This window comes from Saccharopolyspora shandongensis, assembly GCF_900106995.1.
Classification (GTDB): Bacteria; Actinomycetota; Actinomycetes; order Mycobacteriales; family Pseudonocardiaceae; genus Saccharopolyspora; species Saccharopolyspora shandongensis.
Genome location: NZ_FNOK01000001.1, coordinates 339,808 through 352,672, shown reverse-complemented (window position 1 = coordinate 352,672; position 12,865 = coordinate 339,808). Strand labels below are relative to the sequence as shown.

Here is a 12,865-nt window from a genome sequence, read left to right as displayed (position 1 = left end):
ACCCGCCGTCTATGCGGTGTGATCGCGATTACACTGTGGTGATCGCCGGCGGCCGTCGGGTGGGGGTGCGGGGATGTCCGGGGACACCGCGGAGCGCGTGAACGCCGAAACCGGTCCGAAGCCGTCGCGCTTGCGGTTCCTGATGACCAAAACAGGTTTGGTCATCAGTGCTTTGGTGGTCGCGCTGGCCGGTGTCGCGGCGCCGTGGCTGTGGAACTCCGTTCGCGACATCACCCGGCCGCCGCTGCTGGTGTCGGCGGAGGTGGACAACACAACGGTGGGCGACTACAGCCACGCGTTCGCCGCGGTGATACCTCCGGAGCGCGTGGCGGAACTCGGGCCCGTCGGCGACTACCCGAGCGGTGGCCCACCGGCCCTCGGCGCGGTGAAACTCGAGCAGCTCGGCACGAAGATCACCGTGGAGGGGGCGAGCTCGCGCAACGTCGTGATCACCGACATGCGGGCCCGAATCCTCGCCAGGGAGCCGAATCTCTCCGGAACGATCGCCTGCATCAGGGCGGAGGGCGGTGGCCCGACCATCCGGGTCGGCATCGACCTCGACGAGCTCGACCCGACCGCGCGGGTGATCGAGGGGCGGGAGCTGGGTGAGCGCTACTTCGCCGACAACGCGATCACCCTGGCCGATGGGGAAACCGTGGTGTTCCAGGTCGAGGTGCGTGCCGGGAAGGCGCACTACACCTGGGTCCTGGAACTGGACGTGGTGATCGACGGCAAGGCGCAGACGATCGAGGTGCGGCCCCGGGACGGGCCGTACGAGATCACCGGCCGCGCCGACCGCTACCGCTCGGCGTTCAGCTGGGCCGGCGGGCATGGCGACTTCGAACCCGTACCCGCCAACCAGGAAGGGGGCGGTTGTGCCGGATGACCCGCGTCTGCGGCGTCGGCTCCTCGTGCTCGGGTCGGTCGGCGCGATCGCGCTGGCGGCCGGAATCCTGCTCAACCGGTCGCCGGAACCGCCCGCGGGCAGGTCGATCGACATCCATTCGACGGAAGCGCTCGCGAAATTGCTGCCCCAGGCCGGTGAAGGGCCCTTCCAGAGCCGCACGGAAGCCGACGGCTCCGCGACGGACAACGGCCAGCTCCTCGTGTCCGACGTGGCTGCGCCGGAGGGCTGCCCGATCGATGCGATCGCCGAGGAGATCGTGTGGGGCGGGGATGCCGGAACCGTTGCGGCGCAGTACTCGTTGCCGAACCCCGCGCAGGTGCTGGTCGGGGTCGCGAGGCTGGATCGGCGCGAGGTCCAGCCGGTCCGGGACGCGCTCCGTTCGGGTGGGCACTGCACCGGGCAACCCGCCCGGTACGGCATCGTCGACGACGAGGACGTCGACGTGTGGACGAAGGTTTCGCGCCCCTGGTTCGGCGAGGAATCGGCGCTGTACCGGACGGCGAGCTACCGACTCGACGCCGACCAGCGCCCGGCCGACCTGGTCCCGGGCCCGGCCTGGACGTTCACCCTGTCCGGGCAGTGGCTGGTCGCGATGCGCGTCGACGACGGATCGCTGGAGACCGCCGCGTCGATCCACCCGCAGCTGTTCGCCCGCTGGGATTCGGAGCTGGGGACGGCGTTCCTGCGCCCGGCCGAGTCCGGCGGCGGGTGCGGTTCGGTCGACCTCGACGTCGAGGACCTGCCCGCGGAGCGGCTCGGGGACAGCGCCACGAGAGCGCTGATCGGTTTGCACGATGTGGCCTGCCAGGGCCGAGGTGATGTCGCGCTCACCGCCGTTTCGGACCCGCTGTTCCTCGACGATCGTGTGGTGGGGCGCGACTTCCTGAGCGAGATCCCCGATTCGCCGACGCTGGCCGCGCTGCTGGAAACCCGTGCGGTGCATCGCAACGGCGCGATCATCTACCGCAACGGCGATTCGGCCGCGGTGTTCTCGACGGTGCACGACGGGAGCTGGGCGTGGATCGCCTGGAGCGCCTACGTCCGGCATTGCTCGGCGACGGCGACCGAGATCTGCGGGCCGGACCCGAACGGCCCGCTCGGCGGTGCCGACTGGCAGGCGGTCCTCGCCGATGCCTGCTCGCCGGTGGACCAGGGCGACGCGGTGCTCATCGATCACTCGCTGTTCCACGACGTGACCGGCGACGGGCGCAAGGACGCTCTGCTCACCGTGGCGTGCGACCTGGGCAACACCATCGGGATCGGCGAGGTTCGGGTGTACGACGGCGCCTCGGATCCCCGGAATCCGCGGCTCCTGCAGGTGCTGCTGCGCGGTGACCAGGGCGAGCTGGGTACCGGGCTCAGGCCGGACCTACTGGCCGTCATCGATGGTGAGCTCTGGATCGCGTCGCTCACCTGGCGGGACGACGACGCCTGGAAGCGCCCCAGCGTCCGGCAGGTGGACCGGTTCCGCCGGCTGCCGAACGGCGCTTTCCAGCACGCCGGCCGGAGCGTCGAGCCGGTGCGCTGAACGAGGCCGGGCGCCGGAAATTGCATCGTGCGCCGATCTCCACGTGGTAAGAAGTGATCACGGACACACACGCTATTACTGGGGAGGAATCTTGTCCGGATATGGGGATTTCGGCAGCAGCCTGCGGGATCTGCCACGGCTGCGGCAGACCCGGCGCGGCCGGGTGTCCAGCTGGGACCGCACCGGCGGCAACACCGACAACATGCGCATCGAGCCGGGGGAGACCAGGGAACTGGCCGACATCGCCGGGCCGGGCGTGATCACCCACATCTGGTGCACCGTCGCCCTCGACCACGTCGGCAAGCCCGCCGAGCTGGAGGACGACTACCTGCGGCGGCTCGTCCTGAAGATCAGCTGGGACGACTCGGCGCACCCCGCGGTGCTGGTGCCGCTGGGCGACTTCTTCGGCATGGGGCACGGCCGGAGCGGCAACTTCTCGTCCGCGCCGCTGCAGATGAGCCCGCAGGACGGCAAGGGCTTCAACTGCTGGTTCGCGATGCCCTTCGCCGGGCGCGCCCGCTTCGAGCTGATCAGCGAGATGAGCGTCAAGCCGGTGACGTTCTACTACTACATCGACTACGAGACCTACGGCGAAGCCGACCCGGAACTGGGCTACTTCCACGCGCAGTGGCGGCGGCAGAACCCCGCCGACGGCGTCGAGCAGGGCGACCAGACCAACGAGGAGTTCCTCTTCGGCGGCACCAACACCGACGGCGCGGGCAACTACGTGCTGCTGGAGGCCGAGGGCCGCGGCCACTACGTCGGCACCGTGCTCAACGTGCACAACCTCCGCCACACCAGCGCCTGGAACTGGTACGGCGAGGGCGACGACATGTTCTTCATCGACGGCGAGCCCTGGCCGCCGCGGCTGCACGGCACCGGCACCGAGGACTACTTCAACACCGCGTGGTGCCCGAACCAGCCGTACCAGGCGCCGTACCACGGGCTGACCATGCCGGGCGGGCCGAACTGGAGCGGGCAGGTGTCCTACTACCGCTTCCACGTCGAAGACCCGGTCGTGTTCGAGAAGTCCATCAAGGTGACGATCGAGCACGGGCACGCCAACAAGCGCTCCGACGACGTCTCGTCGGTGGCGTACTGGTACCAGACCCTCCCGGCGCTCCCGGTCACCCTCGCCCCGGTGGCGGACCGCATCCCGCGCCCCCTCTGACCCCCGGCCCGCAGTTTCAATTGAGGTTTTTCCAACCTCAGTTTGCGTGGCGGTGCGGGTGGCGGAACCTCAGAGGCTCCCTGGTCTGTGGGTGCCCCTCCTGATGTATGTCCGATACACGGCGTCAGGGCCGTCCTCGCCAGGAAGCCTCTGAGAACCCGCGGCGGTGCAGGTGTCGTAGGTGGGTTATGCGCCTGCGGCGCATGCGGCACCCCATCGACGTGCAGCTTTGCGACCCGCGATTGCGGGTTGACCAGGATGAAAAACGCTCATTGAAACTGTGACTTTCCCGTGGTGGGCGGCAGTTTCAATTGAAACTGCCGCCCACCACGGGATCAGACGGCGCAGCGGAGCGGGCCTCCGTTGTAGGCGATCGCGTCGGCGAACGCCGCCGCCCGGTCGAATTCGGCGTCGTCCGCTTCGGCGTAGGCGCGGTACAGGTTCAGCACGATCCGCTCGCGGTCCGGCCAGGCCGCGAACTCGCCGAGGTCGCAGCGCCGGGCCGCCTCCAGCGGCGAGAGGCCGTCGGTGCGGGCCTGGCGGGCCGTGTCCAGCACGAACCGGTAGTAGCGGGCGTGGTCCTCCAGCACCCGCGGGAACGCCGAGCCCGGCAGGACCGAGCCGTGGCCCGGCACCACCTTCGCCGCGCCGAACCCGGCCAGCCAGTCCAGCGCCTTCAGCGCGCCCTCCACCGAACCCATGAACACCAGCGGCGTGACGCCGTGGAAGATCAGGTCGCCGGTGAACAGCACCCCGGCGTCCGGCACCCACGCCACCACGTCGCCGGGCGTGTGCGCGGTGTACCCGGGGTGGTGCAGCTCGACCCGCCGGTCGCCGCTCTGCAGGACCAGCGAGTCCTGCAGCAGCACCGTCGGCGCGCGGTACTCGGTGATGCCCCAGTCCGGCACGGGATCCCACACCGGCGGCGGCTCCGCGAGGATCGTCTCGGCCAGGATGCCGGTCCGGGTCGCCGGGTGTCCGATGAGGACGGTCGAGTCGGGCAGCAGCGCGTTGCCGTGCGTGTGGTCGCCGTGCAGGTGGGTGTTCACCGCGAACCGGATCGGCGCATCGCCGCTCGCGGCGCGCACCGCGTCCAGGAACCGGCGGGTGCGCCGCGCGGTCGCGCAGGTGTCGATCAGCACCACACCGTCGTCGCCGAGCACCGCCCCCGCGTTGTTGATCCACCACGAACCGTCCGGCTGCACCCACGCGTGAACCCCGGGGCCGACCTCGGACAGCGTCGCTCGTTCGGGATGGGCGTTGTCGATGTTCACTGCTGACCTCCGCGGATCCGGGCTCTTCCGAGGTGCGCGATCACGGGCGTCCACCAGTGTGCCCTGCCGGGCCGCCCCGGTGGTGGACCGAACGGTCGGCGCACCGAGATCCGGTCGGTCGGTCCCCGCACGTAGGGTGGAGGCGTGGCCGATCCGTCCACCTACCGACCAGCGCCAGGCACGATCCCGGACGCCCCCGGCGTCTACCGGTTCCACGATGCCGGCGGCCGAGTGATCTACGTCGGCAAGGCGAAAAGCCTGCGCAGCAGGCTCTCGTCGTACTTCGCCGACCTCGCCGGACTGCATCCGCGGACCCGGCAGATGGTCACCACGGCCACCGGCGTGCAGTGGACCGTCGTCGGCACCGAGGTCGAGGCGCTGCAGCTGGAGTACTCCTGGATCAAGGAGTACGACCCGAAGTTCAACGTCCGCTACCGCGACGACAAGTCGTACCCGGTGCTGGCGGTGACCCTGCACGAGGAGTTCCCGCGCCTGCACGTCTACCGCGGCCCGCGCCGCAAGGGCGTGCGGTACTTCGGCCCGTACGCGCACGCGTGGGCGATCCGCGAGACCCTCGACCTGCTGCTGCGGGTGTTCCCCGCGCGCACCTGCTCCGGCGGGGTGTTCAAGCGGCACTCGCAGATCGGCCGCCCCTGCCTGCTCGGCTACATCGGCAAGTGCTCGGCGCCCTGCGTGGGCCGGGTCGACGCCGACGAGCACCGGGGCATCGTCGAGGACTTCTGCGACTTCCTGGCCGGGCACACCGACCAGCTGATGCGCAAGCTCGACAAGGAGATGCAGGCCGCCTCCGCGGAGCTGGAGTTCGAGCGCGCCGCCCGGCTGCGCGACGACCTGGAGGCCCTGCGGCGCGCGATGGAGAAGCAGGCGGTGGTGCTTGGCGACGGCACCGACGCCGACGTCGTGGCCTTCGCCGAGGACGAGCTCGCCGCCGCCGTGCAGATCTTCCACATTCGCGGCGGGCGGGTGCGTGGCCAGCGGGGTTGGGTCATCGACAAGGCTGAGGAAACCGATACCGCCGCCCTCACCTCGCAGTTCCTCACGCAGTTCTACGGCGAGCAGGCGTCGCTGGCCGACCAGGCCGACGCCGGCGGCACCCCGGTGCCGCGCGAGGTGCTGGTGCCGCAGCTGCCCGACGACGAGGAGGCGATCGCCGGCTGGCTCGGCGAGCTGCGCGGCAGCCGCGTCAGCCTCCGGGTGCCGCAGCGCGGCGACAAGCGGGCGCTGATGGAAACCGTCGAGCGCAACGCCAAGGAGGCGTTCCAGCAGTACAAGCTGCGCCGCGCGGGTGACCTGACCGCGCGGTCGGCGGCGTTGCAGGAGCTCCAGGAAGCGCTGGCGCTGGACACCGCGCCGCTGCGCATCGAGTGCATCGACGTCAGCCACGTGCAGGGCACCGACGTGGTGGCGTCGCTGGTGGTGTTCGAGGACGGCGTGCCGCGCAAGTCCGAGTACCGCCGCTTCGAGGTCCGGGAGGGCGCCGAGGGCGGCGACGTCGGCTCCATCGACGAGGTCGTGCGCCGCCGCTTCCACCGCTACCTCAGCGAAACGGCCAAGTCCGACATCCCGCCGGAGCAGACCGGCTCCGGACCGGTCGGCGCGGCGATCGACCCCGACACCGGCCGCCCGCGCAAGTTCGCCTACCCGCCGAACCTGCTGGTGATCGACGGCGGCGCGCCGCAGGCCAACGCGGCCGCGGACGCGCTGACCGAAATGGGCATCACCGACGTCGCGGTGATCGGGCTGGCGAAGCGGCTGGAGGAGGTCTGGCTGCCCGCCGACCCGGACCCGGTGATCTTGGCGCGCACCAGCGAGGCGCTCTACCTGCTGCAACGGGTCCGCGACGAGGCGCACCGCTTCGCCATCGGCTACCACCGCAAGAAGCGCGGCAAGCGCATGACAAGCTCCACATTGGACGCGATTCCGGGACTGGGCGAAACCCGCCGCGCGGCGTTGCTCAAGCACTTCGGTTCGGTGCGCAAGCTGCGCCAGGCCGGGGTGGACGAGATCGCCGAGGTGCCCGGGATCGGCCGCCGCACCGCCGAGACCGTGCACTCGGCGCTGGCGGCCGAAGGGGGAACCGGGCCGAGCCCGGTGCCGGACGACCGGGTGGGACCCGGCGCCGACAACGCTGAAGGGGAGAGCAGTGACTGACGAGCAGTCGGGCATCGAGGTCGCCGTGGTCAGCGGCCTGTCCGGGGCGGGGCGCAGCACCGCTGCCAAGTGCCTGGAAGACCTGGGCTGGTTCGTGGTGGACAACCTGCCACCGGAACTGATCGCCACGATGGTGGAGCTGGGGGCGCGCTCCAGCGGCGCGGTCACCCGCGTCGCGGTGGTGATGGACGTGCGCAGCCGCGCGTTCACCGAGGACCTGGGCGCGGTCATCAAGGACCTCGACGCCCGCGGCTACAAGCCGAAGGTCCTGTTCCTGGAGGCCACCGACGAGGTGCTGATCCGCCGCTTCGAGCAGGTGCGGCGCGGCCACCCGCTGCAGGGCGAGGGGCGGCTGGCCGACGGGATCGCCGCGGAGCGGTCGCTGCTGTCGAAGCTGCGCTCCGAGGCGGACCTGGTGCTGGACACCACCAGCCTGTCCGTGCACCAGCTGCGGTCCAAGATCGAGGACGCGTTCGGCACCGAGGCGAGCACCCGCACGCGGCTGACCGTGCTGTCCTTCGGCTACAAGTACGGCCTGCCGATGGACGCCGACCTGGTGATGGACTGCCGCTTCCTGCCGAACCCGTTCTGGATCCCGGAGCTGCGCGAGTTCAACGGCCTCGACGAGGAGGTCCGCAACTACGTGCTCGGCCAGGAAGGCGCGGAGGAGTTCCTGCAGAGCTACCAGCAGCTGCTGCGGCTGGTCGGGGCCGGCTACCACCGCGAGGGCAAGCGGTACCTGACGCTGGCGCTGGGCTGCACCGGCGGCAAGCACCGCAGCGTCGCGCTCGCCGAGGAACTGGCCCGCCGGCTCGCCGAGGACGACGGGATGATGGTCAAGACGGTGCACCGGGACCTGGGGCGCGAGTGAGCGCCCCGCTGCGCGCGGTCGCGCTCGGCGGCGGCCACGGCCTGCAGGCGACGCTGTCTGCGCTGCGTCAGCTCACCACCGACGTGACGGCGGTGGTGACGGTGGCCGACGACGGCGGGTCGTCCGGGCGGCTGCGCCGCGAACTGGGCATGCTGCCGCCGGGCGACCTGCGCAAGGCGCTCGCCGCGCTCGCCGACTCCGACGCCGACGGCCAGCTGTGGGCGACGGTGTTCGAGCACCGCTTCGGCGGCAGCGGGGCCCTCGCCGGCCACGCCGTCGGCAACCTGCTGCTGGCCGGGCTGCTGGAGGTGCTGGGCGATCCGGTCGAGGTCCTCGACCACGCCTGCCGGCTGCTCGGCGTGCAGGGCCGGGTCCTGCCGATGTCGACGGTGCCGCTGGACATGGCCGCCGACGTCGTCGGGCTCGACTCCGATCCCGACGCGATTCGCACGATCCGGGGGCAGGTCGCCATCGCCAGTACGCCCGGACGAGTGAAACAAGTGCGATTGCACGCGAACGGTGTCGAAGAACCGGCAGCTTGCCCGCAAGCGGTGGAGGCCGTGCTGGGCGCCGATCTGGTGCTGCTCGGCCCCGGCTCTTGGTTCACCAGCGTGCTGCCGCATCTGCTGGTACCGGAGCTGCACGAGGCGTTGGTGAGCACCACCGCGCGACGAGTGGTGGTGCTCAACCTCGTCCCGCAACCGGGTGAGACGGCGGGCTTCTCACCCGAGCAGCACCTGGCCGTACTCTCGCAGCACGCACCGCGCCTGCGGGTCGACGCAGTGTTGGCCGACGCGGACTCGGTGCCCACCCCTGATCGGCTTCGAGCTGCGGCCGCCGATCTGGGTGCGCAAACTTTGCTGGACAAGATCGCCGCGCCGGCCGTGCCGGAACGGCACGACCCGGAGGCGCTGGCGGCCAGCCTGCGGGCCGCACTGGAGAGGAGGACGGACCGGTGGCGATGACCGCGGCGGTCAAGGACGAGTTGAGCCGGTTGTCGGTGACGAAGACGTGCTGCCGACGAGCCGAGGTTTCCTCGTTGCTGCGCTTCGCCGGCGGGCTGCACATCGTCGCCGGCCGGGTGGTGATCGAGGCCGAGCTGGACAGCGGCTCCACGGCGCGCCGGCTCCGCAAGGAGATCCACGAACTGTTCGGGCACCAGTCCGACGTGCACATGATCACCTCCGGCGGGCTGCGCAAGGGCACCCGGTACGTGGTGCGGGTGGTCAAGGACGGCGAGGGCCTCGCCCGGCAGACCGGGCTGCTCGACCCGCGCGGCCGCCCGGTGCGCGGCCTGCCCGCGCACGTCGTCTCCGGCGGCGCCTGCGACTCGGAAGCCGCGTGGCGCGGTGCCTTCCTGGCGCACGGCTCGCTGACCGAGCCGGGCCGGTCGTCGTCGATGGAGGTCACCTGCCCGGGCCCGGAGGCGGCGCTGGCGCTGGTCGGTGCCGCGCGGCGGATCGGCGTGGCGGCGAAGTCGCGCGAGGTGCGCGGCGCGGACCGGGTGGTGGTGCGCGACGGCGACGCCATCGGCGCACTGCTGACCAGGCTCGGCGCGCACTCCAGCGTGCTCGCGTGGGAGGAACGCCGGATGCGCCGCGAGGTGCGGGCGACCGCCAACCGGCTGGCGAACTTCGACGACGCCAACCTGCGCCGCTCGGCGCGCGCCGCGGTCGCCGCGGCCGCCCGGGTGGAGCGCGCGCTGGAGCTGCTGGGCCCGACGGCCCCGGATCACCTGACGGTGGCGGGCCGGCTGCGGCTGGCGCACCGGCAGGCATCGCTGGAGGAGCTCGGCCAGCTGGCGGACCCGCCGATGACCAAGGACGCGGTGGCCGGCCGGATCCGCCGCCTGCTGGCGATGGCCGACAAGCGAGCCCGCGAACTGGGCGTCCCGGACACCGAATCCGCGGTGACCGCCGAGATGCTGGAAGCCGACGCCTGACCGGTCGACCGCAGTTTCAATGAGGTTTTTCCAACCTCGATTTGCGTGGCGGTGCGGGTAGCGGAACCTCAGAGGCTTCCTGGTCTGTGGGTGCCCCTCCTGATGTATGTCCAATACACGGCGGAGGGGCCGTCCTCGCCAGGAAGCCTCTGAGAACCCGCGGCGGTGCAAGTGTCGTAGGTGGGTTATGCGCCTGCGGCGCATGCGACACCCCATCGACGTGCACCTTTGCGGCCCGCGGCTGCGGGTTGACCAGGATGAAAAACGCTCAATTGAAACTGCGGTCCCGTCGGCCGGTAAATCACCGTTTCAATTCGAACTGTGAAAATCCGGCACGGCGCCGAACCGGTGCAGAGATACCTATCACGGGCCGCGATCGTCGCGGCCGCCTCGATCGGCCCGTTTCGCGGCGTCTTGACCTGCGCTGATGTGCGTGGGGTCGCGGTTGGCCGCGGACCCGGTGCGGCCGGCGGGAGATATCGCCTTTCCGGAGCGTGAGCCCGCTCGCCCGCCCGCATGCGAAGGCCCCGGTGGCAGATAGGGTGATACCGAGACCATCAACCTCACCCGCCGCGTCGCCGGCCGGGTCAGTCACGAGGAGAGATCGGCGTGACCGTTCGCGTAGGTATCAACGGCTTCGGTCGGATCGGGCGGAACTTCTGGCGGGCCGCGACCGCCAGCGATCACGACATCGAGATCGTGGCCGCCAACGACCTGGGCGATGTCGCGACCATGGCCCACCTGCTCAAGTACGACAGCATCCTCGGCCGCCTCGGCCAGGAGGTGAAGGTCACCGGTGAGGGCATCGAGGTGGGCGGCAAGCTCATCAAGATCCTCGCCGAGCGCGACCCGGGCAAGCTGCCGTGGGGCGACCTGGGCGTCGACGTCGTCGTGGAGTCCACCGGCTTCTTCACCAAGGCCGCGGACGCCCGCAAGCACGTCGACGAGGGCGGTGCGAAGAAGGTCATCATCTCCGCCCCGGCCAAGGGCGAGGACCTGACCGTGGTGCTGGGCGTCAACGACGACAAGTACGACGGCTCGCAGACCATCATCTCCAACGCCTCCTGCACCACCAACTGCCTGGCCCCGATGGTCAAGGTGCTCGACGACGCCTTCGGCATCGAGCAGGGCCTGATGACCACCATCCACGCCTACACGCAGGACCAGAACCTGCAGGACGCCCCGCACAGCGACCTGCGCCGCGCCCGCGCCGCCGCGGTCAACGTGGTGCCGACCAGCACCGGTGCGGCCAAGGCGATCGGCCTGGTGCTGCCGGAGCTCAACGGCAAGCTGGACGGCTACGCGCTGCGCGTGCCGGTGCCGACCGGCTCGGTCACCGACCTCACCGCCACCGTCCGCAAGGACGCCACGGTCGAGTCGGTCAACGAGGCGTTCAAGGCCGCGGCCGCCGAGGGCAGGCTCAAGGGCATCCTCAAGTACAACGAGGACCCGATCGTCTCCAGCGACATCGTCACCGACCCGCACTCGACGATCTACGACTCGCCGCTGACCAAGGTCATCGGCAACCAGGTCAAGATCGTCGGCTGGTACGACAACGAGTGGGGCTACTCCAACCGCCTCGCCGACCTCGTCGACCTGGTCGGCAAGAAGCTGGCTTGAGAGTTCCAGGCTCGTTTTGCGTAGCGGTGCAGGCAGCTGGCTGAGCACCGCGGCGGCCGGTCTACCGCGGCAAGCGGCTGCGCCGCTTGCAAAGACCAGTCTCTGAAGGCCCGCACGAGCCGTTCGACATACCCCGGCTCGTGCGGGCCTTTTCCATAACTGCGTAGGAGCAGACGTGAAGAACCTCGACGATCTGCTGTCCGAGGGCGTTCGGGGTCGGCGTGTTCTGGTGCGTGCCGACCTCAACGTGCCGCTGGACGGCGAGAAGATCACCGACGACGGCCGGGTGCGCGCCTCCCTGCCGACCATCCGGAAGCTCACCGGGGCCGGCGCCCAGGTCGTGCTCACCGCGCACCTCGGCCGCCCCAAGGGCGAGCCGGACCCGAAGTTCTCCCTGGCCCCGGTCGCGCGGCGGCTCGGCGAGCTGCTCGGCGCCGACGTCGCGCTGGCCGGTGACCTGGTCGGCGACTCGGCGAAGTCCGTGGTGGCGGGCCTGACCGACGGGTCGGTCGCGCTGCTGGAGAACGTCCGCTTCGACGCCCGCGAGACCAGCAAGGACGACGCCGAGCGCGGCGCGCTGGCCGACGAGCTGGCCGCGCTGGTCGGGCCGGACGCCGCCTTCGTCTCCGACGGCTTCGGCGTGGTGCACCGCAAGCAGGCGTCGGTCTACGACGTCGCCAAGCGGCTGCCCGCCTACGCCGGCGGCCTGGTGCTCGCCGAGGTCGAGGTGCTGCGCACCCTGACCGGCGACCCGAAGCACCCCTACGTCGTGGTGCTCGGCGGCTCGAAGGTCTCCGACAAGCTCGGCGTCATCAAGGCCCTGCTGCCCAAGGTCGACAAGCTGCTCATCGGCGGCGGCATGGCGTACACGTTCCTGGCCGCCCAGGGCCACAACGTCGGCAACTCGCTGCTGCAGGAGGACCAGATCTCCTCCACCGAGCAGCTGCTCGCCGAGCACGGCGACAAGCTGGTGCTGCCGGTGGACGTGGTGGCCGCCGACCGCTTCGCCGCGGACGCCGAGAAGCAGGTCGTGGCCGCCGACGCGATCCCGGCCGACTGGATGGGGCTGGACATCGGGCCGCGCAGCGTCGAGCTGTTCGCCGGAATCCTCCGCGAGGCCGGCACGGTGTTCTGGAACGGCCCGGCCGGCGTGTTCGAGTTCCCGGCGTTCGCCGACGGCACCCACGGCGTCGCGCAGGCCATCGTGGACTCCGACTCCTTCAGCGTGGTCGGCGGCGGCGACTCCGCCGCCGCGGTGCGGACCCTCGGCCTGCCCGAGGACGGCTTCTCGCACATCTCCACCGGCGGCGGCGCGTCGCTGGAATTCCTCGAAGGCAAGGACCTGCCCGGTGTGGCCGTCCTGGAAGGTGAGCGCTGAAC

10 protein-coding genes are annotated in these 12,865 nt (G+C 70.8%); 9 read left to right on the top strand and 1 reads right to left on the bottom strand.

Going from position 1 to position 12,865, the window contains the following annotated elements; all coding sequences use genetic code 11:
- The first annotated feature begins 73 nt into the window (after window positions 1-73).
- The 3 genes from BLW84_RS01655 to BLW84_RS01645 all read left to right on the top strand — a co-directional run bounded on the left by BLW84_RS01655 (window position 74) and on the right by BLW84_RS01645 (window position 3,606).
- Complete coding sequence (locus tag BLW84_RS01655; protein WP_093260442.1) at window positions 74-886, top strand: hypothetical protein; 813 nt, start codon at window positions 74-76, stop codon at window positions 884-886.
- A complete protein-coding gene (locus BLW84_RS01650; protein WP_093260440.1) occupies window positions 876-2,435 on the top strand; it encodes a hypothetical protein in 1,560 nt (519 codons plus the stop codon). The genes BLW84_RS01655 and BLW84_RS01650 overlap by 11 nt, the downstream gene beginning before the upstream one ends.
- A 91-nt stretch (window positions 2,436-2,526) precedes the next feature.
- A complete protein-coding gene (locus tag BLW84_RS01645) occupies window positions 2,527-3,606 on the top strand; it encodes a glycoside hydrolase family 172 protein (protein WP_093260438.1) in 1,080 nt (359 codons plus the stop codon).
- A 335-nt stretch (window positions 3,607-3,941) separates the two neighbouring features.
- On the opposite strand, the gene BLW84_RS01640 is transcribed toward BLW84_RS01645, so the two are convergent.
- Window positions 3,942-4,880, bottom strand: a complete 939-nt coding sequence (locus BLW84_RS01640; RefSeq protein WP_093260436.1) for an MBL fold metallo-hydrolase — start codon at window positions 4,878-4,880, stop codon at window positions 3,942-3,944.
- 144 nt (window positions 4,881-5,024) lie between these two features.
- On the opposite strand from BLW84_RS01640, the gene uvrC reads away from it, so the two are divergent.
- From uvrC to BLW84_RS01610, 6 genes are all read left to right on the top strand, one after another.
- The gene (gene uvrC / locus BLW84_RS01635; protein WP_093260434.1) at window positions 5,025-7,052 is read left to right on the top strand and encodes an excinuclease ABC subunit UvrC; all 2,028 of its coding nucleotides are present in this window, start codon (window positions 5,025-5,027) and stop codon (window positions 7,050-7,052) included.
- Window positions 7,045-7,923 (top strand): RNase adapter RapZ, encoded by an 879-nt coding sequence (rapZ, locus tag BLW84_RS01630; protein WP_093260432.1) that lies wholly within the window; start codon window positions 7,045-7,047, stop codon window positions 7,921-7,923. The genes uvrC and rapZ overlap by 8 nt, the downstream gene beginning before the upstream one ends.
- Window positions 7,920-8,888 carry a gluconeogenesis factor YvcK family protein gene (locus BLW84_RS01625; RefSeq protein ID WP_093260430.1) on the top strand — a complete coding sequence of 323 codons (969 nt, stop codon included), beginning with the start codon at window positions 7,920-7,922 and terminating at the stop codon, window positions 8,886-8,888. The genes rapZ and BLW84_RS01625 overlap by 4 nt, the downstream gene beginning before the upstream one ends.
- Entirely contained in the window at window positions 8,879-9,865 is a 987-nt protein-coding gene (gene whiA / locus BLW84_RS01620; protein ID WP_093260428.1) for a DNA-binding protein WhiA, read from the top strand. The genes BLW84_RS01625 and whiA overlap by 10 nt, the downstream gene beginning before the upstream one ends.
- A gap of 609 nt (window positions 9,866-10,474) precedes the next feature.
- The gene (gene gap, locus BLW84_RS01615) at window positions 10,475-11,485 is read left to right on the top strand and encodes a type I glyceraldehyde-3-phosphate dehydrogenase (protein WP_093260426.1); all 1,011 of its coding nucleotides are present in this window, start codon (window positions 10,475-10,477) and stop codon (window positions 11,483-11,485) included.
- A 175-nt stretch (window positions 11,486-11,660) separates the two neighbouring features.
- Complete coding sequence (locus BLW84_RS01610; protein ID WP_093260424.1) at window positions 11,661-12,863, top strand: phosphoglycerate kinase; 1,203 nt, start codon at window positions 11,661-11,663, stop codon at window positions 12,861-12,863.
- Window positions 12,864-12,865: the final 2 nt, after the last annotated feature.

Coding starts and splice junctions, on each gene's coding strand:
- BLW84_RS01655 (WP_093260442.1), top strand. CDS start 74: ATGTCCGGGGACACCGCGGAGCGCGTGAACGCCGAAACCGGTCCGAAG.